Origin of the sequence: Pseudohongiella sp. O18 (assembly GCF_021729085.1) — a bacterium.
Classification (GTDB): domain Bacteria; phylum Pseudomonadota; class Gammaproteobacteria; order Pseudomonadales; family Pseudohongiellaceae; genus Pseudohongiella.
The window spans coordinates 1,319,293-1,342,030 of record NZ_JAJSAR010000002.1 but is presented as its reverse complement, the minus strand read 5'-3'; the positions used below and the strand labels follow the sequence as shown (position 1 = coordinate 1,342,030).

Below are 22,738 nucleotides of genomic sequence, written 5' to 3'. Positions count from 1 at the left end.
AACAGGCGTAGAATACGCGGTTTTTCTTATAGTCAGTGGCGCCTGCAGCTGAGCTGAGTCAGATTCTGGAATCCTTATGGACATACTGATAGCAATCGCACTGGTTTTTGTCGGTGCCTACGTACAGACCGCCGTTGGTTTCGGCCTGGCTGTGATTGCTGCGCCAGTGCTGTTCTTCGTGAATCCCGCCTATGTACCGGCGCCCGTGACGGTCTGCGCACTGGTGCTCTCGCTGATCAATGCCTGGTATTTCCGTGAAGGAGTGTCTCTGAGCGGATTGAAGGCGGCGGTGGTCGGGCGTGTCCCCGGTTCTCTGGCTGGCGCCGGGCTGCTGTTGTGGATGGACAAGAACATGCTGGCGCTGTGGATAGGGCTCTCGGTGTTGTTTGCGGTGGCGGTCAGTCTGAGTTCGTTGCGCTGGAGTCCTACCAACGGCAGGATGGTTGCTGCTGGCTTTCTCTCGGGCTTCATGGGCACCAGCACATCCATCGGTGGACCGCCCATGGCGCTGCTTTGGCAGCATCAGAATGTCGCATTGATACGGGCCAATCTGGCTGCGTTTTTTGTCGTCAGCTGCCTGATCTCCCTGCTTGTGCTCGCGCCGGTTGGACATTTCGGCTGGTCCCACTTCATGCTGTCCTTGCCTCTGATCCCCGCAACCGTCGCCGGATTCTGGGTCGCACGACAGACCATGGGCCGTCTGTCGCCTCAGGTCATCCGCGGTGGCTCGCTGATATTGTGTGCGATATCCGGACTCTACGCCGTGATCAGTGCGTTGGTGAACGGCGGCAGCTTGGTGTAAACTGCTGTGCTATCCATTCCAGATGGCCTTACGGGCCGGAAATAACAATAAACCAGGGCAGCGAATCGAAAGCGCGAGTTGACTGGCACTGAACCTCGAACAGAGGGTGCCCAACGACAGCAGCGTTGCCTGCATTGATCAAGGAGTGACTGCGCATGTCAGGCGTGTCAGAAGACAAGCTTAAAGCTGAGTGGCCGCACAATACTTCGCTAAAAGCGTTCAAACAGGCTTGGGTGCTGGAAGGCGAACCATTGTGGGAACGAGTATTCGCTGTTCACCACGAACGCATGCAGATTAAAAATGGCAAGACTGCCTTGCGTAATCTCCAGAAGATTTTTACCTGCACATTCCGTCTGGCCAACAGCCAGGGTTTTCATTCCATGAGCCTCCGTGACCTGAGCCGAGAGACTCAGATCAGCATGGGTGGTTTGTACGCATATATTGGCAGCAAAAGCGACCTGGCATCTGCGATTGAATCGGTGGTGCGGCAGTCTATTGATGACGTCATGTCGGATATTCACAGTCACAATCTGCCACCTTACGAACACCTCCGGGCTGTACTGTTTGCAGACCTGTACATGAACGACATCATGCATCAGTGGTACTACTTCTGTTTTATCGAAGCCAAGGGTCTTGATCGCAGCCAGCGGGAAGCTGCCATGCAGATGGAGCTGAAGTTTGACCAGCGGCTGCAATCTATTTTCCAGGATGGCATTGATGCGGGTGTGTTCCGTTATCAGGGCGACACGGCACTGCTGTCGGCAGCAACCACTGCAATACTGCAACAATGGTATCTCAAGCGCTGGAAGTTCCAGCACCTGAAATCAGACATCAATGTTTTTGCCAATTTTGCGTTTTCACATGTGTTGAGTGCTCTGGATTACCAGGCACCTGCCAGTCAAAACTCAGACCAGGCGGAGGCCTCTGACTCGGTCAGTCAGCATTCTCTGGCCTGATGCCTTTTTTGGTGGCGTAGAACTTTCGAATTTCAGCCATATCGACCGACAGATCTCCGGTCGGATAAAAGAAGTCGGCCAGGCCAGCTTCTTTTTTATCTGCGTCCAGATAACCCATCAGAATCGGAACTCCGGCGTTATTGGCGATATGGTAAAACCCGGTCTTCCAGTCCTTGACCTTGGCCCTTGTGCCTTCGGGTGGAATCAGAACCACCAGCTCCGGGTTATCTCTGTACTGCTGAACAACCTGATCGACCATGCCGTTGTGGCGGGAACGATCTATCGGGATGCCACCCAGCCAACGCATCAGCCCACCAAATGGAAACTTGAACAGTGAGTTCTTGCCCATCCAGTGCAGGCGCAGCTTCAACTTCAGGACAACCAATAGCATGATGGGGAAATCCCAATTGCTGGTGTGTGGCGCGCCGATCAGAACAAAGCGCTGGTCGTTGAGCGGTTTGCCTATAGGCCGCCAGCCAATTATCCACAGAATCATCGTCGCCAGGCCGCGTAACAGAGCTGTCAGTAAGGGCGTGCAGAAGACTGTGGTCTTGCGAATCTGCATCGTGTGAGCTTCGGTGGCTTGAGTCATTTACCACTCCTGGAAAAAGTCGATCAGTGCCTCTTCGCGCACGCTGCGCACGGGGCCATCGATGCTGCCGAGATATAAAAAACCGATAATCGATTCGTGGGCTTGCAAGCCCAGCCCCTCGCGCATCACAGGGTGGGTCGCCATTGGCCCGGTGCGCCAGATTGCGCCAACATCCAGTGCGTACGCCGCATTAAGCATATTCTGCATGGCCGCTCCGGCGGCAAGGTGTTGTTCTGCCTCGGGGACTTTGGGGTGGGCTTTTGGGCTGACAATGCCGACTACAATCATTGGCGCCCGCAGCACTTTTTTCTGCGCGGACAACACATCTGCTTCCGTCATCTCGGGATTATCAGCCTTGCTCGCCTTACCCCACAACTCGCCCAGGCGGTGCCGGGACTCACCTTCAATGATCAGAAATCGCCAGGGTCGCAAGAGGCCATGATCGGCGGCCCGCAGCGCGGCACGAAATATCGCTTCACGCGTGGCCTGATCCGGAGCCGGATCGCTGACCCGCGATACTGAAACCCGCTGGTGTAGTACCTGCAGGGCATCTTTGTAGCTGGAGGTAATCTTGCTCATCGGGTGGACCAGAACTGCCGCACTGCTGCATCAGCAGTATTGGCCGTGCGACTGGTTAGGCTGTCTGCCATCGTCTGTTTAGTCATGCGGAATCCCCTTTTATGTGTTTTTCCGAAGCATAAAACAAAAGCCGCAGTGGGCAAAGGGAGGATATGCCTGCCCGGGCTTCAGCTGGCCGGTTGCATGTGGGCCTGCTCGGCGGCCAGTACACGCTGGAATGTAAGCCAGGAAACGATGGCCATCAGCAGGTTGCCCGTAAATGCGCCTATAAAGAACCCCGGTAAACCGTAGAGTTGACTGCCAACCCAGGCGAGTGGCACATAAAATACAAAAAAGCGGGCAAAGCTCAGATACAGCGCCACCATGGGTTTGTGCAGGGCATTCAGCGCAGAGTTACAGAGGATGATCACGCCCTGCATGCCGTAGCTCAACGGCATGATCCACAGGTATAGACGAATTATCCCGGCGACCTCCGCGTCGCGGGTAAACACCCAGGCGATCAGCGATGCCCCGAGTGCCATGACTATATAGATCAGTAACTGCCAGCCCTGCACAAAGCGCATGGAAAGCCGGCATGCCTCGCGAATGCGTTCGAGCTTGCCGGCGCCCAGATTCTGGCTGACAAACGGAGGGAGGGTGCTGGAAAGCGCCAGGATGACCAGACAGGCAATTGATTCCAGACGCGAACCGACACCAAACGCAGCAACTGCGGTTTCTCCGTATGAGGCTACGATGGCAGTCATGATGCCGGCAGCCAGCGGCGTCATCATATTGGCGCCCGAGGCGGGAATACCAATGCGCAGCATTTCGCGCGCTGAGTTCTTGAACACCGGACCCGTGGGCAGGCCGCGATAGATCAGTTCATGGCGAATGGCCAGGTAATAGAACAGAAAGCAGACACCGGCTATCCATGAGGCCAGCGTTGCATAAGCGGCACCCTGAATGCCCATGGCAGGAATCGGTCCCAGACCGAAAATGAAAAGGGGATCCAGTGCCGCATTGATCAGACCGGCCGCCGCCATCAGGATGCTGGGCGTTCTCGTGTCGCCATTGGCGCGCAGCACGGCGTTGGCACAAATGATGGCGACCAGCAGCACACTGGTGGGTAGCCAGATGTCCATATACTCGCGAATCGCCGGCAGCATGGGTTCTGGTGCACCCATCAGCAGAAAAATGCTGTCCATGAAAATATAACCGACAATCGCCAGCACGCCGGCCAATGCCATGGCGACGTAGTTTGTCACTGTCGACGCCTGCTTGGCCTTTTCTGTTTCACCGCGACCAATGTATTTGGCGACCACGGCAGATGTGCCGATGCTCAGACCGATGGCCAGACTCATGATGGTGAAGGTGACGGGGAAAGTAAAACTGATGGCAGACAGTGGCTCGGTGCCGAGCATACTGATAAAGAAGGTATCAACCAGATTGAAGCTGAACATCATGACCATGCCAACAATCATGGGCATGGTCATATTGATGAGGGTTTGACCGATGGGGCCTTCTGTCAGTTTGTGGCGATTACTGCGTCTGGGTTCTGCCATGTCCGACCATCGGTTCTGATGAGTTATTTTGTTGTTTTAGCTTGTCAGGGTCTGGCGTATTTTCAGGAGTTGTTTGAAGCATTTGGGATTGCTGAAAAGCAGCTCTTTGCTCTGTTGTACCTGCGGATTGCCCTGAGGATCTCCCAGCAGAGCACCAGACTCAAGAAGAATCAGGCGGGCGGCAGCAATGGCGGTTTCCGGCTGCTGTGCGCACCAGGCAGCATCCAGTCGTCCGGATGCGACATGCGCCATGTCCAGAGCTGGACATCCGCTGATCTGAACCCACGCCGGCAGCGCCTGCAGGCTGGCCAGGAGTTTCTGCATGATGACGGTCTCGCCCTGAGGGTCACCATCCAGCGCGATCATGGACTGCTCAAGCTCACTGGCCTTGCCAACCCGGATACGTGTCGCATTCAGCTGGGCACCGTCGCCCTTGCTGGCTGTGAATTCCTGATTGGTAGCCGGATTGACGAGTACGCCCTGAGTAATGCCCTTGCTGGTTTTCAGCGCTACGGAAACGCAGAATGCTCCTACGCCACGATAGAAATTACGGTTGCCCACGATAGGGTCTATCAGCCAGGTGTTGGCACGATCTGCACCCTCGCTATAACCACTGATGCGCGATTCGACACTGAAATCAGGGTAAGCCTTGCGCAGGTGATAGAGGATGGTTCGCTCCGCATCCAGGTCCATGCTGGTCACCAGGTTGCCGCCATGGTCTTCAACAACATTGACGCGATCCAGGCGGTCGCTGACATGGGCGATTTGTTCGGCGGCGCTGCGGGCGGCGCGGAGGGCAATATTGATAACTGGGTGCATAGTCTCGACAATCGGGAGTGAATCAGCCGCCAATGATAGCAAAACGAGAGCAACGCAGATAGTTTGTTATCAGGCTGTTATAATCCGGACCCATTTTATAAACATCAACGGACGCGGAGAGATCTTTGAGCCTGCCCGAATTTTCCAATATCCAGGTCGTGCTGGTTAATACCTCACATCCCGGCAACATCGGCGCCGCCGCGCGCGCCTTGAAAAATATGGGGATTCCCAACCTGCGCCTGGTCGATCCCAGGGACTATCCCAGTGATACCGCAACCTGGCGTGCGGCATCGGCCACTGACGTGCTGGATAGGGCAGAGGTGTTTCCCGATCTGCAGACGGCTGTTGCGGATTGCGGGCTGGTGATTGGCGCCAGTGCCCGGTCACGCCGGATGCCATGGCCAGTGCTCAGCCCCCGACAGTGCGCGAATCATGTGGCAGCAGACGCCGGTCGCAACAAAGTTGCGCTGGTGTTTGGCCGTGAAGACAGCGGTCTGAATAACGAAGAGCTGCAGCTCTGCCATTATCACGTACAGATTCCCGCCAATGAAGAGTACAGCTCGCTCAATCTGGCGGCGGCTGTGGTGGTGATCTGTTATGAGGTGCGGGTTGCCATGCTGGATGCGCTGTCGGCAGGTGAGGCGGCACAACCGGTTCACAGTGGTGATTTTTACGATGCCAGCGTTGAAGATGAGTACTGGGATGTGCCCAAGGCAGATAACCACCAGTTGGAACTGTTCTATGCCCACCTTGAGCAGGTGCTGACTGACATGGACTTTCACGATCCCAAAAACCCGCGCTTGCTGATGCCACGTATGCGCAGGCTGTTTGGCCGGATACGTCCGGACGCCATGGAAATCAACATACTGCGCGGCGTGCTGACCTACATTGATGATCACGTTAAACGTGCCAATCGCAATGATGCCGGGGATGACTCCGCTGCGTAGTGACCTTTTGACTATCGAACCCCCAACACAACAACCCAAAATCAAGTGCAGGAACCCTATTCAGTGTTAACAGCGATGTATGAACAGATTGCCGCGGAGATCGGCGCGAAAGCCCAACAAGTAACTGCCACTGTTGCCATGCTGGATGACGGCGCGACAGTCCCGTTTATTGCCCGCTACCGGAAAGAAGTGACCGGAGGCCTGGATGACACACAGCTGCGCAAATTGCAGGAGCGCCTGGTCTATCTGCGTGAGATGGAAGATCGACGAGAGGTCATTCTCAAGAGCATCTCCGAGCAGGAGAAGCTGACGCCGGAGCTGGAAGCTCAGATCCGCCAGGCGGATACCAAGACTGCTCTGGAAGATCTCTATCTGCCCTACAAGCCCAAGCGCCGCACCAGGGCACAGATTGCCAGAGAGGCGGGCCTGCAGCCGCTGGCCGACAGCCTCTACGACAACCCGACGCTGGACCCGGAACTGGAAGCTGAGAAATACATTGATGCCGACCAGGGGGTCGCCGATGCAAAAGCAGCATTGGACGGCGCCCGTCACATTCTGATCGAACAGTTTGGCGAAGATGCAAATCTGCTGGGCAAGCTGCGGGACTTCTTCTGGGGGCACGCGCATATGATCTCGGAGCTGGTGCCGGGCAAGGAGCAGGAAGGTGCCAAGTACCGGGATTATTTTGAATTTTCGGAAGCGGTTACGACCATTCCCTCGCACCGCGTGATGGCCCTGTTCCGTGCCAGAAACGAGGGCATCCTCAATCTGAAGCTGGATATCCCGGTCGACGAAAACGCACCACCAGCGCGTCACGCCTGCGAGGGCATGATTGCCTCGCACTGGAAGATCAATGATCAGGGCAGGGCAGCTGACAAGTGGCTGGCAGATGTGGTGCGCTGGACCTGGCGCGTCAAGGTACATACACACCTGCAGACGGACTTTCTGACTCAATTGCGTGAGCAGGCGGAAGAGGGCGCCATCGATGTGTTTGCCCGCAATATCAAGGATCTGTTGCTGGCGCCGCCAGCTGGCAAGAAAGTCACGATCGGTCTTGATCCGGGTCTGCGCACCGGCGTTAAACTCTGCGTTGTGGATCAGACTGGCAAAGTGCTGGACCACGGTGCAATTTTTCCGAACGCGCCTCAGCATCGCAAGGCGGAGGCGGCTGCCGTATTAAAAGCGCTCTGTGATAAATACCCGGTTGAACTGATCAGTATCGGCAATGGTACCGCGTCGCGTGAAACCGACCAGTTTGTGGGTGATTTCTGCAAACAGTTCCCGCAGTTCAAGCTCAAGAAAGTCATGGTCAACGAGGCGGGTGCATCCGTGTATTCAGCTTCGGAGTTTGCCTCACAGGAACTGCCGGATCTGGACGTTACCATCCGCGGCGCCGTGTCCATTGCGCGCCGACTGCAGGATCCTCTGGCCGAGCTGGTAAAGATCGAACCCAAGTCGATTGGTGTTGGTCAGTACCAGCACGATGTCAGTCAGGTGAAGCTGGCCAGAAGTCTGGACGCAGTGGTCGAAGACTGTGTGAACGCAGTGGGTGTGGATGTCAATTCAGCGTCGGCTCCATTGCTAAAAAGGGTGTCCGGTCTCAATCAGTCGCTGGTCAGCAATATTCTGGAATTCAGGGACCAGAATGGTCAGTTCCGGTCGCGTGAACAATTGAAGAAGGTGCCCAGGTTCGGGGATAAGACATTTGAACAGGCAGCTGGTTTTCTGCGTGTCCATGAAAGTGAGAACCCGCTGGATGGGTCCGCAGTGCACCCTGAGTCCTATCCGCTGGTTGAGGAAATCGCACGTCGCAACAATCGCGACGTGAAGTCACTGATCGGTGACGCTGCGTTTCTGCGCGGCCTGAAGGCCCAGGATTACGTCAGCGAGAAATTCGGTCTGCCCACTGTTCAGGATATCCTCAAAGAGCTGGAGAAGCCCGGTCGTGATCCGCGTGGCGAATTTAAAACAGCGGAATTGAAAGAAGGTGTTGAGGAAATAAAAGACCTGGTGCCGGGCATGATACTCGAAGGCACTGTCACCAATGTCACCAACTTCGGTGCATTTGTTGATGTAGGGGTGCATCAGGATGGCCTGGTGCATATTTCAGCCCTGTCAGACAAGTTTGTTAAGGATCCGCACGAAGTGGTGAGTGCCGGCCAGATTGTCAAAGTCAAAGTGCTGGAAGTTGATCGTGAAAGAAAACGAATCGCCATGACCATGCGTCTGGATGATCCCTTGCCGCAACCTGGCGAGAAAAGCGATGGCAGTCGTTCCTCGCGTGGTGGCGCCCGGGCTGCAACATCCACCCGTGGCAAGAAGGACTTTGGAAAAGCGGCTGACAACAAGCGTCAGACCGGTACGATGGCGGCGTTGTTTGAGCAGGCTCTCAAGAACAAGAAATAGCTTGTGTTACTTTTTGGACAATGAGTCTGAATAAAAAAAAGGCAGCTCAGTTGAGCTGCCTTTTTTGTTCGGTAAACACCTGGGAGTTGATCAGAACTCGTACAGGAAACCAACTGACGCGGTACGAGCCTTGTTCGGGCGCGCGCCGTCGGGATCGCGTGAAACAATCTTCTGTTTGTCGAACAGGTTTTCTACTTTAAGGAATAACTCAACACCGTTATTGATGGTGTAGCGGCTGATCAGATCGGTAACGAACAGAGTGTCAGTTCTAGCGTATGGGCTGACCGAGTTGTTACACCCGATTGACACACACATTTCATGTACCAGCTTGCCGACGATGTAGTTGTTCCAGCCATTGGCCAGCTCCAGACCACTACGGACACTGAAGATATTACGTGGTACGTCTTTCAGCTCGTCACCCTTGTTCACACCAGCCGTTGCATCAGTACGTGTGATCTCGGCATCAGTCAAGGTGTAACTGAAATCGAAGGGCACAGACGCGTCGCCTACCGCAAACCGGTTGCCAAACTGAACTTCCAGGCCCTGAATCACTGCTTCACCAGTAGTGTAAGAGCCACTGGTTTCGCCGTTGCTGCAGGGGCTGGCCAGTGAGCAGTTCTCACTCTTGTTCGAGAAGTCGCTGTAAAAACCGATCAGTTCAGCGAACAGGGTGCCGCTCTGGTAACGGAAGCCGGCTTCATAATTATCGCTGGTTTCCGGGTCTTCGTTAGGTTGTGCGCCTGCACCCAGTGGAGAAAATCCGCGATGCACGCCAGCCAGGATCTGGAAACTGTCGCTGATCTGATAGGTCAGTGACACGCCTGGCAACCATTCGCTGGCTTCGTTGTTGGTAATACGGTTCAGCGAGCTGCGGTCCAGAGTTGCGTAACGATGTTCGCTGGTGGTGACGTTTTCGTGTCGCAATGCCGCGTTGACGGTCAGCGCGTCCGTGACCTGCCAGGTATCCGTCAGCCAGACGGTCACTGCATCTGCAGAACCTACACGATTGTCGCCGGAACCTGGCTGGATGCGGCGGTCGTAGATCAGTCGTGCGCCGGCCTGGTTGTAAACATCAACGGGCTGGAAGCGGTCTGATTCGTCTTCGTGAGTGCGCGCACCGAACTCGATCAAGTGATCGCCCTGGTTATGCGTCAGATTAACTTCAACACCGCGTGATTCGTAACTACGATTGTTGTTCTTGTAACGCAGTCCATTCACGTTCCCTGATCCGTCCAGAATTGCCTGGGCACGCTCATCGCCGCGGTTGGCAGCATCAATGTACGCACCACCGCCGTCGAGTTTGAACCAGTTACGTTTGAAATTGTTCTGGTAGGCATTCGCGCTCAAGCTTGTGTTGTCGCTTAGCGCCAGAGCATAGCTGAGCTGGATCGACGAGTGACGATTGCTCATATCATCAATGGATGACAGGCCGTATCGACGGTTGGGGTTGGCTTCGAAGTCGGCATCGGTCAGACCCAGATAGGTTTCCAGAGAGGTTTCCTCTGAATACTGCAGTTTTAGCAGCAGGCTTTGCGCCGGTCCTTCAGTGGATTGCCAGCCAAGCTTGGCAACGTAATCCTCAATACGATAGTCGCCGGCATCGTTGCTGCGATCGGTGTCCTTAAAGCTTTCACCATCGCGCTGTACGGTTTCCAGCAACCAGCCCATGGATTCGCCCTGTCCACCTGCCCAGGCATGCAGATCGACGCTGCCGCGCTCATCAATCACGGTTTGCACGCTGCCAGCACTTTCCTGCGGAATGGGCGTGCTGACCAGATTGACTACGCCACCGGTGGTCTGAGGACCATAGCGAAGCAGTGGCGCGCCTTTCAGGACTTCAACGGTGGACTGACGGGTCGCGGTAGGGAAGTAGTAGGCTGACGGGTCGGCGTAGGGCGCCGGTGCCATCATGATGCCGTCTTCCATGATGGTGACTTTGCTGCTGCGCTCGGATGTGGCGCCGCGGATACCGATATTCGGGCGCAGTCCCAGGCCTTCTTCTTCACGGATGTAGACACCCGGCACGGTTTTCAGAAGCTGGTTGATATCTGTGGCAGCTTCAATGCGAATCTGTTCTCCATCAATCACAGCGCCGGAGCCGGCCACGGTGCGGGCGTCTTCACGGCTGCCAATGATCAGGAATTCCTCGACATTCGAGGCGTGGGCGCCGACAGTTGATCCCATGATGATGGCGGACACAGCAAATTGCAGACGCTTGTTGCGAATCTTCATATAACTCCCCTGAGGATAGTATCGTCCTATGGTGTTGGCGCATTGCCTGCGATTTCTTTGAGCGCATGACGAATGCAAAAAATTGCGCCAATCATAGTGTTAATCATTCTCGTTAGCAACGTAAATCGCATTTGAGAATGAGCCTCAGAGGGTTTCCAGGATCAGTGGATACGGCGTTTGACGGACTTTCTGCCCGGCTTGCCACCAGCAGTGTGTCGCCGTCCACCTGCGCTATGTCTCGCCGCAGCGCGCGGTGCGGATTTTCCACCCCTCGCGGGTTTGTCGTCCGGCACCAGGCAGTGTGGCGCGCTGCCGATAAGGTCGTCACGTCCCATTTTGCGCAGGGCCGTGCGCAGCATCGGCCAGTTCTTGGGGTCGTGGTAGCGCAGGAAGGCTTTTTGCAGTCTGCGCTGCTCGATGTCCTTGCTGACCGTGACCGATTCACTTTTGTAGGTCACTTTCTTAAGTGGATTCTTGCCGGAATAGTACATCGCCGTAGCCAGCGCCATCGGTGATGGATAGAAGGTCTGCACCTGGTCGGGCTTGAACTTGTACTTCTTCAGCCAGCGCGCCAGATTCATCATGTCTTCATCATCGGAGCCGGGGTGGGCAGCAATGAAATAGGGAATAAGGTACTGTTCCTTGCCAGCCTTGGCCGAAAAGTGATCAAACATGCGTTTGAATTCATCGTAGGCGCTGATGCTGGGTTTCATCATCTTGGAAAGCGTTTTGTCTTCGCTGTGCTCCGGTGCGATCTTCAGGTAGCCGCCAACATGGTGTGTCACCAGTTCTTCAACGTATTCCGGATCCTTGATGGCCAGGTCATAGCGCAGGCCTGAGGCGATCGCCACACGTTTTACCCCGGGAATGGCGCGCGCCTTGCGGTAAAGTTGTGTCGTAGGGCTATGGTCCGTATTCAGATGCTGACAGATGGTCGGATAGACGCATGACAGGCGTTTGCAGCGCTTCTGGATCTCCTGGGACTTACAGTTGAGTTTGTACATATTGGCAGTCGGGCCGCCAAGGTCGGAGATCGTGCCGGTGAATCCAGGCACCTGGTCGCGAATTTTTTCAATCTCGCGAAGAATGGAACCCTCTGACCGGCTCTGGATAATGCGTCCTTCGTGCTCTGTTATCGAGCAGAAGGTACAGCCGCCAAAGCAGCCCCGCATGATATTCACCGAGGTTTTGATCATATCGTAGGCAGGAATACGGGCATTGCCATATGACGGATGCGGGCGACGCTGATAGGGCAGGTCGAACACCCCGTCCATTTCGTCTGTTTCCAGCGGAATCGGTGGTGGATTGACCCATACGTCCAGCGTACCGTGCTTCTGAACCAGTACCTTGGCATTGTAGGGGTTGGACTCCTGGTGCAATACCCTTGAGGCGTGCGCATACAGTGCAGGGTCTTTTTTCACCTTGTGGTATGGCGGCAGCCGGATATATGTGCGTTCAGGATCGCTGTCGAACTGTCGGTGCAGCGGCAGCGGTATGATGCGGACCGTCGTTACGGTTTCAGCATCAGGCACAGGCGCTTTGACTGCTACAGCGTCGCCCCCGGCCATGCTCACAGTCTGCCCGGCTTTGGCGAGTTCGCGTGTCTTGGTGTCGGTCGCCTGGTCGTGTGGCACTTCGTAAGGGTTCGGAATATTGTCGATGCGGCCTGGCCAGTCGATGCGGGTCGAGTCAATCTCGGTCCATCCAGCCGGTACATCTCTGCGCACAATAGCCGTACCACGCACATCGGTCATCGTCGCCAGATCCCTGCCATTTGCGATCTGATGAGCAACCTCAACCAGCGCCCGCTCAGCGTTGCCATAGAGCAGAATATCGGCGTTAGAGTCGATGAGTATGGACTGGCGAACCTGGTCGCTCCAATAGTCATACTGTGCTATACGGCGCAGGCTTGCCTCTATGCCACCGATGACGATAGGCGTGTCGTAGAATGCCTCACGGCAGCGCTGACTGTAAACGATCACCGACCGATCGGGACGCTTGCCCGGTTCTGCATTCGGTGTATAGGCATCGTCGCTGCGGATACGCAGGTCCGCGGTGTAGCGGTTGATCAGCGAGTCCATGTTACCGCCGGTGACCCCGAAAAACAGATTCGGCTTGCCCAGGGCTTTAAACGGCTCTGCACTTTGCCAGTCGGGTTGCGCAATGATGCCCACCCGGAAGCCCTGAGCCTCCAGCAAACGTCCAACCACAGCCATGCCAAAACTGGGGTGGTCGACATAAGCGTCCGCGGTAACGATGATGATATCGCAGCTGTCCCAGCCCAGCGCATCCATCTCCGCCCGTGACATGGGCAGATAGGGAGCGGTGCCAAAGCACTCGGCCCAGTAACGCGGATATGAAAACAGATGTGGCGGTTTGCTTGAGTCGGACATGACGGCGCGGGATACCTGAGAAATTCAGCGCCATTCTACACGATTGTGGCCCTGACATGAATGATAGCCTGAAGCTGGCGCTATGCTGTATTGCGCACCTGACCGGAGAACTGCGTCGCTTATTGCGCGGTACCTCAAATAGGTCTGTCGGTACGGTCATTATTCGCCATCAGCCGGCCCCACACTGAGTCGCAGTGACTGTCCGTTAACCGTGACGGCGCCATCAATGACAGATATATGGCTTAGCGCACGGCCATTGCTGATGCGAGTCCAGCCCTGTAACTGAATGATCTGCAACAGGTCTTTGCCAGCCCCGGCGCCCAATGCCTCGGCATCGGCATCGAGGTAGAGTTGAAGGTTGCCGGGTATCGGTTCGTCTGCAGCGCTGGTCAGAACCGCAGGGAGCGACCAATGACCACGTGATTCCAGCCAGTGTTCACCGCCGAGGGCGCTGAATCCTGCGATACCCCGGAGCGCGGCAATAGTGGGCGACTCCATGGTCAGCACCGCTGACCCGGATAAATGCGGTGTGTCCGGCCCGGTAACTGGATCGAGGTTGATCAATTGAAATTCCGCAATTGCCAAAGGCGTGTCACGCAAGTGCCGGATAATTGGGCCGTGAGTGACTGACAATTGTGTGCGTTGCGTGGCGGTTTGTGAGCCATCAGCGGACAATACAGGCCCCGCAATCGTCAGGTAGTAATTGCTGGTGAACCAGCCGGGTTCAATCCTGTCCAGATGCACGGACAGCAGGGCGCTGTATGGATTGCTGTTGGTCGCCGCAGTCAACAGCGCTGACATCTGATGACGCACGCCCAGACCAATCACCCCGGGTAATGAAACAGCGATCAAGCCTGCCAGCAATGCGATGGTCAGTATAAAGTTGCGAATTTTTCTCAATAGTTTGCTCAATTTTGTTTCCGGTCCGCTCATTCTGTCGCCTGGGCGCTGCGCTATTTAAGGTCATGATCATCAGACCGGTTCAACACGCAAAGATCACAAAGGATGATAGGCAATATTCTCAGGTTTTATACAGGATAAAGCGACAATTTTCGCCGTTAATTCGTTTGCAATGCATTGGGGGTTTGGCTATCGTTGAAGCGCTTTTCTCAGTGGTACCGTGTGTCTTTTCTCTGCCTGTTGCTGGCCGAAGACCCGGTTTAGTTCTGAACGGCCTAGTGAAATCAGCAACATGTAACCGCTGTTTAGGTTTTTTACATAACAATAATGAGGAGTAGTCTCTCATGTCCAGATGGCTTGTCAAAAAGAGTCTGGCTTGCGCGATCGCTGGCTTGACAACAGGTGCTGTTGTTATGCCCGCTTTTGCCCAGCAGTCAGATGAAGCACAGGAAGTTGAAGAAGTCGTAGTAACCGGTTCTTACTTGCGCGGCAGTCCGCTTGATGCGCCATCCCCCGTGCAGGTCGTCGACAGAACCTCTATAGAATCCCAGGGCGCGGCCCAGATATGGGACGTTGTCAAGAATCTCGAAATCAACTCTGGCTCCATTTCCAATGAAGGCGCAGAAGGCAGTAACGCAGCGCTAGGTACCCTGTCCGGCACCGCCAACATCAACCTTCGCAACCTGGGCGAAAATTCCACACTGACTTTGATCAACGGCAAGCGCCAGGTCGCTGCTGCAACAACCACCCCATCCGGTGGCGAATTTGTTGATATCAACACAATACCTCTGGTAATGGTGGAGCGGCTGGAAGTTCTGACCGACGGTGGTTCAGCACTCTACGGTTCGGATGCCGTGGCCGGCGCAGTGAACATCATCATGCGCACAGATTTCGAAGGACTTGAGGTCTACGGTGATATTCAGGGTATCGAAAAAGCCGGGGACAAGTTTGACAAGACCGGCAGTGTGATCTGGGGCTGGGCGAGCGAGACCGGTGCCACCAATTTTGTTCTGGCAGGTGAGACATTCCGCCGTGATCCGGTCAGCGTCGAAGATGCCCGCTACTTTGATGAACGCTCTGAGTTCTCAGCGACAGTCGGTGGACTTGGCACCATCATCAATCAGTCTTCTTTTGGGGCCAGGCTGAACAGAGACTATATCAATCAGGCGGCGATCGATCAGGCAGTTGCCGAGGGCGGTGACGCCTCGCTTCGCTACACAGATCCATTGTGCAGCGAATTAAGCTCTGCAGACGGCACACCGTTTTTTGTCGGAACCAACACTGCGCCGCGAGGTGAGCCCAGCTCAAGCTGCCGCGAGTATTCCTACGAGTGGAACCTGCTGGCGGTGGGCATGGAGCGAAACAGTATTGCGGGTGCCTTCAGTCACAGCTTCAGTGAGAAGGCCGAATTCTATTCATTCATGCAGTGGTCACACAGCGACATTGAGCGCTCTGACTCTGGTGCCGTAAGCTCCCGTGGTCCCACAGTGATGCTGGCGCAGCCGGGAGCGCATCAGGGCAATCCGCTGATTCCGCTCGGCGCACCTGCCAATTACAGTATCGGCCGTTATGCCGAGCTGGGCTCCATGGCACCTCTGATCGGTCTGGATGCACCTGCTTCCATACCCAATGCGCCGATCGCAGGCTATAACGGCGGGCCCAATGTGCCGATGTATGCCAATGTCAATATTGGCAATGCGCCTCGCCTGGGCGGCAATAAAAACCGCAATGAAACCGAGACTGTCGGAATCCAGGCCGGATTAAAGGGTGAGTTTTATGCTCTTGGCGACCGTCGCTTCAATTACGATGTTGGTTTCTCCTGGAGTGGCACGAGCTTTGAGCTGGAGTACCAGACTTTCCAGCGTGACCGCGCCGAACTGGCAGCAAACGGCCTTGGTGGTCCCAACTGCACTCCCAACGGACGCGCAGATTTTGATTTTATCAGCGCGGGTGCGCAGCACCCCGCCGCGTTTCAGGCCGCCAATGCCCTGGCTACCCGGCTTGGGATAGCGCCTCAAATCCCGACTTTCTGGGGAGCCTACGGAGCCGGTCTGACGCAGACCTTTTTCCCAGGATTCGTATTGACGACTCGCGAGAGTCTGTCGCTGGCGCTAACCAGTAACAACCAGGGGCAGGACGGCTGTCAGTTCTACAACCCGTTCCTGACACAGATGACTGACAGTAATCTGGCCAACTCTCAGGAACTGGTCGACTGGATGATGCCGACCGTCAAACGTGCCGACAAACGTAACCAGCTTGCGGTATTTGATGCAGTAGTCTCCGGCGAAATGTTCGAAATGACAGGTGGTACCGCGCAATTCGCGGTGGGTGCACAGCTGCGCAAGCAGAACAATAAATCCAATGCACCAGCCATCAACCTGCCCGGTATCCCCAATGCGATTCTGGGGTATGACGAAAACGGCGTGCCGGATGAGTTTCACTACGTCAGCAATAACTACGAGTGTTCTCAGTGTATTTTCAATTACGACACCGATCGTGATGTCAGTGCCGTATTCACAGAGCTTTCACTGCCGATTCTGGCCGACGTTGAAACACAACTGGCGCTTCGCTACGAAGACTATGGCGGTTCCATCGGTGGCGAGCTGACGCCGAAAGTGGCAGCAAGCTGGCGCATCACAGATGAGCTGCTGCTGCGTGGTTCTTTCTCGCAGTCGTTCCGTGCGCCCAACCTGGGTGTGGTCGAGGCGGGCCTGGAGGCTGGCGAAATCACCTTCCGTGATCCGATTCGAAATCAGGCGGTGCGCGCCGGACTGCGGCCTGCTACCAATGAATTCGCCGAGCCAAACACGACCTATTCAGTGGGTGCACCAGCGCCTGATGTTGGTAACGAGTCAGCCAATACCTATAATATCGGTTTTCAGTGGACACCTTTTGGTGCCCTGGATGGCCTGTCGGTAGGCGCTGACTTCTGGCGTTTTGAGGTGAAAGACCGGGTATTGCCACAGCCGGGTATTTCGTCAATTGAAGGCGAAATAGCTGCTTTCGAGCAAGCGGCCCAGAATCCTGCCAACTATGTGTTCAACAGCTCACTGGGCAGTGATGCCGCCGTGCGCAACGTGGCCTGCGATCCTGCGGCGCTGGAAGCGGAGTGGGGCAGTAATCCGGACAATTCACGCAATGCCGCGGGCGGCGTCATAGAGGGCTCCCGGCTTGACTGCGTCGTTGACCCGGCTACCTATGTCGTACCCAATGTTGTTCGATCGGTAGGCAGCACTACGGCTGCGCTGATAACCATTCAGAGCTCCACAATCAATGCCGGTGAAATAGAATCGGATGGCGTGGACCTGAAGCTGGCCTACGACTGGCAGACTGATGTCGGTCGTTTCCGTGCCAGTTCTGACTTTACCTACGTCAACAGCTACGAGCTGATTGATGTGCCTGGGCTGGAGCTGGGCCTGATGGAGACCGGCGTATTCGACGCGGCAGGTACTACAGGTGATGGCGTGCTGGTCCGCTCGCTGCCGGACCTGAAGGGCAATGTAACTGTGGGCTGGTCAAGCAACAGCCTGGCGCACAGTGTTTCGGTGATCGGCCGATTTATTGGCTCTTACGATGATCTGGCCTATGCGAGCACATTCGAGGCAGGCAATGACTATGTGCGATCGGTAGTGCAGGAGAAAGTCGACAGCTACAGCAGTGTTGACCTGCAGTACAGCTATCGCCATGAATGGGCCAACCCCGATCTGGGCAGTGCCACGCTCACCGTTGGTATGCTGGACGCATTCAATGCTGAGCTGCCATTCCGCTATCAGGGCGCACTGAACTACGACGCCAGTGTTTTTGATGGCCGGGGTCGTCGATTGTACGCCAGGGCATTGCTGCAGTTCTGATACAGCCGCCTGGCAATCCTTTAAAAAAACGGGCCTGAGACAAGGCCCGTTTTTTTATGTCTCATGACTCTTATATCAGTCTTGTTAATGATGAATATTGTTCTGCTTTATCAGAGCTGGGCAGGAGGAGCTCCAAAATAATGAAGTGATTCAATTTTGTTTGCATTGCCTATTTCAATTGGCTAAAGTCAACGGAGATTCCCTGAAGTACCGGTCCGTTCTCAAGGAAGTGGGTCGGTGTAGTATCGAATTGACTGCGCAGGATGCGTATAGCGCAACATTCCGATCTAACAATAAGAATCACGGGGGAACAGTCCATGTCTGCAAGACCTGGTTTCCGAAAGAATTCTCTACTCCTGGGTATCATATCTGCAATTTCTTGTGTACCTGCCTTTGCCCAGGATTCCGAACCTGAAGTAGAAGAAGTGGTAGTCACCGGCTCCTATCTGCGTGGCAGCCCACTTGATGCTCCATCACCTGTACAGGTAGTAGACCGTGCGTCCATCGAGGCCCAGGGTGCGGCGCAGATCTGGGATGTTGTGAAAAACCTGGAAGTCAACTCCGGCTCGGTGAGCAACGAAGGTGCCGATGGCGGTAATGCCCTGATGGGTAACGTCTCCGGTATGGCCAACATCAACCTGCGTAACCTGGGTGAAAACTCAACACTGACATTGATCAACGGCAAGCGCTTTGCGCCAGCTGCCACAGCTACGCCTACTGGTGGCGAGTTTGTGGATATCAATACCATTCCACTGGTTATGGTTGAACGCCTTGAGGTCCTGACCGATGGTGGTTCGGCTCTGTACGGTTCTGATGCGGTGGCAGGTGTTGCCAACGTCATCATGCGTACCCAGTTTGAAGGCTTTGAGCTTTACGGCGACGTGCAGGCCATCGAAAAAGAGATGGAAAATCAGGACCAGACACTCAGTGCCATCTGGGGCTGGTCAAACGAAACCGGATCGACGCACTTTGTGTTGTCTGGGGAAATATTCCGCCGCGATCCGGTCTCGGTCAGCGCTGCGCGTTACTTTGATGATCGCTCTGAGTTTACCGGTACGGTAGGTGGGCTGGGTACACCCATTGCCAATGCAGCTTTTGGTACGCGTATCAATCCTGCCTATTTGAATCAGGAAGCGGTTGCGCAAGCCATCGCAGAGGGAGGTACTGCCGACCCTCGCTACACTGACCCGCTGTGTTACTCGCTGACTTCGGCCGATGGCACTCCTTATTTCACAGGCACCAGGACGTCTGAGCGCGGTGACCCCAACACCAGTTGCCGTGAAAACAGTTTCGAGTGGGACCTGCTGAATGTAGGTATGGAGCGCGACAGTGTTGCGGGTGCCTTTGAGCATGTATTCAATGATTCCGTGGAGTTCTACTCATTCGCCCAGCACTCCAGCAGCGACATCGAACGTTCTGACTCAGGCACTTATACCAGCCGGGGTCCGACCATGTTTCTGGCCCAGCCCGGCGCACATCAGGGCAATCCGGCCTGGGGCGGCTACTCAATTGGTCAGCCCATGGAACTGGGTTATTTCGCGCCTGCGATAGGCCTCGCGCGGCCCACCGCCGCAGACATTACCAACGCACCTACCGATATTCGCAATGGCGGTATCAATGCGCCGAGTTATGCCAATATGAACATCGGCAGTTCCCCGCGTATGGGTGGTGGCAACCAGATGAGTCACACTGAGGCGACCGGGGTACAGGCGGGCCTGCGCGGTGAGTTTACCGCGTTCAATAACCGCCGCTTTAACTACGATGTCAGCTACTCATGGAGTGGTACCAGCTTTGAACTGGAATACAAAACCTTCCAGCGCGATCGCGCACACCTGGCGGCCAATGGCCTTGGTGGGCCCAACTGTACGCCCAACGGCGTACCAGACTTTGACTTTATCAGCGCTCGCGGACATATCTCTCCGTTCATACCGACTGGATGGGATTTTGTTGGCAGCAGCATGACGCAGTTGTTCTTCCCCGGTTTCGTATTTAATACCTACGAGTCGCTGTCTTATGCGTTGACCAGTAACAACCACGGCAAAGGTGGTTGTGAATTCTACAACCCCTTCCTGACGCGCCAGTCCAACCCGGATCTGGCCAATTCCCAGGAGCTGATCGACTGGATGATGCCGACCATTCGCAGGGCAGACAAGCGCAACAAGCTTGCCGTATTTGATGCCGTCGTTTCAGGCGAGATGTTTGAGATGGCCGGCGGCATGGCCCAGTTTGCTGTGGGTGCGCAGCACCGGGAGCAGAACGCGGCGTCGATTGCGCCGGCGATGAACCAGCCGGGTCTAAATGCAATCGCTGGCTTTGGCCCCAACGGCGAACCGAACGAATACCGCTATGTATCGAACAACTTTGAGTGTTCCGAATGTATCTTTAACTACAATCACACGCGAAGCACCCGTGCGGCATTTATGGAACTGTCGCTGCCCTTCCTGGACAGCATCGAATCCCAGATTGCTCTGCGTTATGAGGACTACGGCGGCCGGATTGGCGGCGAGCTGACACCAAAAGTTGCGCTGAGCTGGCGTCCGACTGACGAGTTGTTGTTCCGCGGATCCTTCTCTCAGTCGTTCAGAGCGCCTAACATCGGCATTCAGCTGGAAGGCCTGGAGTCGAGCTCGGTGACCTTCCGTGATCCGATCAGCAACCAGGCGGTGCGCGCCAACATGGTGCCTGCCAACAACGACAATGCTGAGCCGGAAACTACCTATACGGTGGGTTCTCCAGCACCGGATATCGGCAATGAGTACGCCGATACCTATAGTGCCGGCTTTATCTGGACGCCTGCCGGCGCCCTGCAGGGTCTGAGTATCGGTGCTGATTTCTGGCGCTTTGAGGTGGAAGACCGCGTGATGCCGCAACCGGGTATTTCCGCGATCAGCGGCGAAATTGCCGCGTTCGAGGCGGCGGCAGCGGATCCCAACAATTATGTCTTCAACGGCACTGTCTCAAGCAGTCCGTCTGCGGCCTACGGCGGCATGAACCCCTACACTTCCTGTGACCCAAATGCACTCGAAGCGCAGTGGGGCAGCAATCCGGACAACTCGAAGACGCCTGCCGGCCAGGTGATTCCGATGTCACGTCTGGATTGTGTGGTGGATCCCCGTCTGTACCAGGTATCCGGTGTGGTTCGTGCGGCAGGCAGCACAACAGCCAACCTGATCACCATCAGTTCTGCTGCCATCAACGCCGGTAAAGTGACTGCTGACGGTGTTGACCTGAAGGCCAGCTATCAGTGGGATACCGATCTGGGCCGCTTCCGCATTGCCTCTGACTTCAGCTATGTACGTCAGTACACATTGTCTGATGTACCGGGCCTGGAGCTGGGTCTGCGCGAAACCGGTATCTTCGATGCCGCTGGCACCACTGGTGATGGTCTGCTGGTGCGCTCACTGCCCGATGTCAAAGGCAATATCACGCTGTCCTGGAACAGTGCCGATACACGACACTCGGTTGCGGTAATCAACCGCTTCGTAGGTCAGTATCAGAACCTGTCCTACCAGGACACCTTTGACAACGGTAACGACTATGTGCGCTCCATTGTCAATCGTGACATCGACAGCTATCACAGCGTCGATATTCAGTACAGCTACGTGCATGAGTGGGCCAATCAGAACCTGGGCACTACAACACTGACGGTAGGTGCGCTGGATGCCTTCAACGCAGAGCTGCCGTTCCACTATGCAGGCACACTGAACTACGATGCCTATCAGTTTGACGGTCGTGGCCGTCGACTGTATGCACGGGTTCTGATGCAGTTCTGATCCACGTAACAAAGCCGCCGGACACAAGCTTATGTCCGGCGGCTTTTTTGTGGGTTTTTTCACCAACTTAAGGCTGGCTTGTTGCAGGGGATCAGGCGGAGTTCGGGCGGGGGGTTAATAAAGAGATCTAATCAAAAAGTTCTGCGGGCACCTGCGGCAGCTGTTCAAACCCTGGACGTGCGAAATAGTAACCCTGGAACAGGTCCACGCCGGCTCCTTTCAGCCACTGATACTCTTCACGTCTCTCGACACCCTCAGCCAGTACACCGATGCCAAGCTTGTTGCAGGTATGCAGTACGCCATCAACGATTGCCTGTTTGACGGCGTGCAGATCTATCTGGTCGATCAGTACACGATCGATCTTGATGTAATCCGGCTGAAACTCTGCAAGCAGATTGAGCCCGGAGAAACCGGCGCCAAAGTCATCAATGGCAGTCGTGAATCCGAGCTTTTTATAGTAGGCGAGAATGGTAGTCAGGTGGGCCTTCTCGCGGACCTCCTCGCTTTCAGTGACTTCAAAATGAATGCGCTCGACAGGAAAACCGTATTTCTCAGCTGCTTCCAGCGTCGTGCGTATGCACAATTCCGGACGATATACAGCATTCGGGGAAAAATTAATGTTCAGGTCGACCTGAAGACCAAGTCGTGTCGCCAGTTCGATTGCCCTGACGCGACAACGCTGATCGAAGTGATAAAGATTATCGTCATTCAGTTGCGCAGCCACGTGCGCAAAACCCTGGCCCTTACTTCCTCGCGCTAAAGCCTCGTAAGACACGACCGTTCGTGTGGAGGCTTTTACAATCGGCTGAAAGGCAAAGCTCAGGTCAAATTCTGTAGCACTCTTGCGGCATTGGCCACAACCCGTAGCGCCCTCGTGCTGCTGGGCTCTGACAATTGTTTGCAATGTAATACGTCTCCTATTGCGTAACCCGCAGCCTATCATGCTA

General features: G+C 55.4%; 14 protein-coding genes. 6 read left to right on the top strand and 8 right to left on the bottom strand.

Translation table 11 applies throughout. The features are described 5' to 3' along the window. Nucleotides 1-76: 76 nt before the first annotated feature. The gene (locus LVD14_RS13335) at nucleotides 77-802 is read left to right on the top strand and encodes a sulfite exporter TauE/SafE family protein (RefSeq protein WP_237134548.1); all 726 of its coding nucleotides are present in this window, start codon (nucleotides 77-79) and stop codon (nucleotides 800-802) included. A 155-nt stretch (nucleotides 803-957) separates the two neighbouring features. Continuing rightward, nucleotides 958-1,758, top strand: a complete 801-nt coding sequence (locus LVD14_RS13330; protein ID WP_237134547.1) for a TetR/AcrR family transcriptional regulator — start codon at nucleotides 958-960, stop codon at nucleotides 1,756-1,758. Here the strand turns inward: LVD14_RS13330 and LVD14_RS13325 are convergent. The 4 genes from LVD14_RS13325 to LVD14_RS13310 all read right to left on the bottom strand — a co-directional run bounded on the left by LVD14_RS13325 (nucleotide 1,736) and on the right by LVD14_RS13310 (nucleotide 5,289). After that, entirely contained in the window at nucleotides 1,736-2,350 is a 615-nt protein-coding gene (locus tag LVD14_RS13325) for a lysophospholipid acyltransferase family protein (protein ID WP_237134546.1), read from the bottom strand. The two genes, LVD14_RS13330 and LVD14_RS13325, sit on opposite strands and share 23 nt — an antisense overlap. Continuing rightward, on the bottom strand, nucleotides 2,351-2,929 hold the full coding sequence (locus LVD14_RS13320; RefSeq protein ID WP_237134545.1) for a nitroreductase: 579 nt from the start codon (nucleotides 2,927-2,929) through the stop codon (nucleotides 2,351-2,353). Between the two features lie 167 nt (nucleotides 2,930-3,096). Next, entirely contained in the window at nucleotides 3,097-4,470 is a 1,374-nt protein-coding gene (locus LVD14_RS13315) for an MATE family efflux transporter (protein ID WP_237134544.1), read from the bottom strand. A gap of 36 nt (nucleotides 4,471-4,506) precedes the next feature. Continuing rightward, entirely contained in the window at nucleotides 4,507-5,289 is a 783-nt protein-coding gene (locus tag LVD14_RS13310; protein WP_237134543.1) for an inositol monophosphatase family protein, read from the bottom strand. Between the two features lie 125 nt (nucleotides 5,290-5,414). Between LVD14_RS13310 and LVD14_RS13305 the strand changes: the two genes are divergently transcribed. Both LVD14_RS13305 and LVD14_RS13300 read left to right on the top strand, forming a co-directional pair. Further along, nucleotides 5,415-6,236 (top strand): RNA methyltransferase, encoded by an 822-nt coding sequence (locus tag LVD14_RS13305; RefSeq protein WP_237134542.1) that lies wholly within the window; start codon nucleotides 5,415-5,417, stop codon nucleotides 6,234-6,236. A 75-nt stretch (nucleotides 6,237-6,311) separates the two neighbouring features. Beyond that, nucleotides 6,312-8,642, top strand: a complete 2,331-nt coding sequence (locus LVD14_RS13300) for a Tex family protein (protein ID WP_237134684.1) — start codon at nucleotides 6,312-6,314, stop codon at nucleotides 8,640-8,642. Between the two features lie 90 nt (nucleotides 8,643-8,732). Here the strand turns inward: LVD14_RS13300 and LVD14_RS13295 are convergent, their stop codons facing one another. The 3 genes from LVD14_RS13295 to LVD14_RS13285 form a co-directional block, all read right to left on the bottom strand. Then, the gene (locus tag LVD14_RS13295) at nucleotides 8,733-10,874 is read right to left on the bottom strand and encodes a TonB-dependent receptor family protein (protein ID WP_237134541.1); all 2,142 of its coding nucleotides are present in this window, start codon (nucleotides 10,872-10,874) and stop codon (nucleotides 8,733-8,735) included. A 161-nt stretch (nucleotides 10,875-11,035) separates the two neighbouring features. Continuing rightward, nucleotides 11,036-13,267, bottom strand: coding sequence for a YgiQ family radical SAM protein (locus LVD14_RS13290; protein WP_237134540.1), 2,232 nt, complete (start codon nucleotides 13,265-13,267; stop codon nucleotides 11,036-11,038). Nucleotides 13,268-13,426: 159 nt separating this feature from the next. Then, entirely contained in the window at nucleotides 13,427-14,179 is a 753-nt protein-coding gene (locus LVD14_RS13285; protein ID WP_237134539.1) for a hypothetical protein, read from the bottom strand. Between the two features lie 332 nt (nucleotides 14,180-14,511). Between LVD14_RS13285 and LVD14_RS13280 the strand changes: the two genes are divergently transcribed. Both LVD14_RS13280 and LVD14_RS13275 read left to right on the top strand, forming a co-directional pair. Next, nucleotides 14,512-18,018, top strand: coding sequence for a TonB-dependent receptor (locus LVD14_RS13280; protein ID WP_237134538.1), 3,507 nt, complete (start codon nucleotides 14,512-14,514; stop codon nucleotides 18,016-18,018). Nucleotides 18,019-18,335: 317 nt separating this feature from the next. Beyond that, nucleotides 18,336-21,791 (top strand): TonB-dependent receptor, encoded by a 3,456-nt coding sequence (locus tag LVD14_RS13275; RefSeq protein WP_237134537.1) that lies wholly within the window; start codon nucleotides 18,336-18,338, stop codon nucleotides 21,789-21,791. Between the two features lie 127 nt (nucleotides 21,792-21,918). Here LVD14_RS13275 and LVD14_RS13270 read toward each other — a convergent pair whose 3' ends face one another. Beyond that, nucleotides 21,919-22,695: an EAL domain-containing protein gene (locus LVD14_RS13270; protein ID WP_237134536.1), complete on the bottom strand. Its 777-nt coding sequence runs from the start codon at nucleotides 22,693-22,695 to the stop codon at nucleotides 21,919-21,921. Nucleotides 22,696-22,738: the final 43 nt, after the last annotated feature.

What these genes read in the sequence shown, in the direction of transcription:
- LVD14_RS13280 (WP_237134538.1), top strand. Translation starts at nt 14,512, where the DNA reads ATGTCCAGATGGCTTGTCAAAAAGAGTCTGGCTTGCGCGATCGCTGGC.
- LVD14_RS13295 (WP_237134541.1), bottom strand. Translation starts at nt 10,874, where the DNA reads ATGAAGATTCGCAACAAGCGTCTGCAATTTGCTGTGTCCGCCATCATC.
- LVD14_RS13310 (WP_237134543.1), bottom strand. Translation starts at nt 5,289, where the DNA reads ATGCACCCAGTTATCAATATTGCCCTCCGCGCCGCCCGCAGCGCCGCC.
- LVD14_RS13335 (WP_237134548.1), top strand. Translation starts at nt 77, where the DNA reads ATGGACATACTGATAGCAATCGCACTGGTTTTTGTCGGTGCCTACGTA.
- LVD14_RS13315 (WP_237134544.1), bottom strand. Translation starts at nt 4,470, where the DNA reads ATGGCAGAACCCAGACGCAGTAATCGCCACAAACTGACAGAAGGCCCC.
- LVD14_RS13290 (WP_237134540.1), bottom strand. Translation starts at nt 13,267, where the DNA reads ATGTCCGACTCAAGCAAACCGCCACATCTGTTTTCATATCCGCGTTAC.
- LVD14_RS13275 (WP_237134537.1), top strand. Translation starts at nt 18,336, where the DNA reads ATGTCTGCAAGACCTGGTTTCCGAAAGAATTCTCTACTCCTGGGTATC.
- LVD14_RS13325 (WP_237134546.1), bottom strand. Translation starts at nt 2,350, where the DNA reads ATGACTCAAGCCACCGAAGCTCACACGATGCAGATTCGCAAGACCACA.
- LVD14_RS13300 (WP_237134684.1), top strand. Translation starts at nt 6,312, where the DNA reads ATGTATGAACAGATTGCCGCGGAGATCGGCGCGAAAGCCCAACAAGTA.
- LVD14_RS13330 (WP_237134547.1), top strand. Translation starts at nt 958, where the DNA reads ATGTCAGGCGTGTCAGAAGACAAGCTTAAAGCTGAGTGGCCGCACAAT.
- LVD14_RS13320 (WP_237134545.1), bottom strand. Translation starts at nt 2,929, where the DNA reads ATGAGCAAGATTACCTCCAGCTACAAAGATGCCCTGCAGGTACTACAC.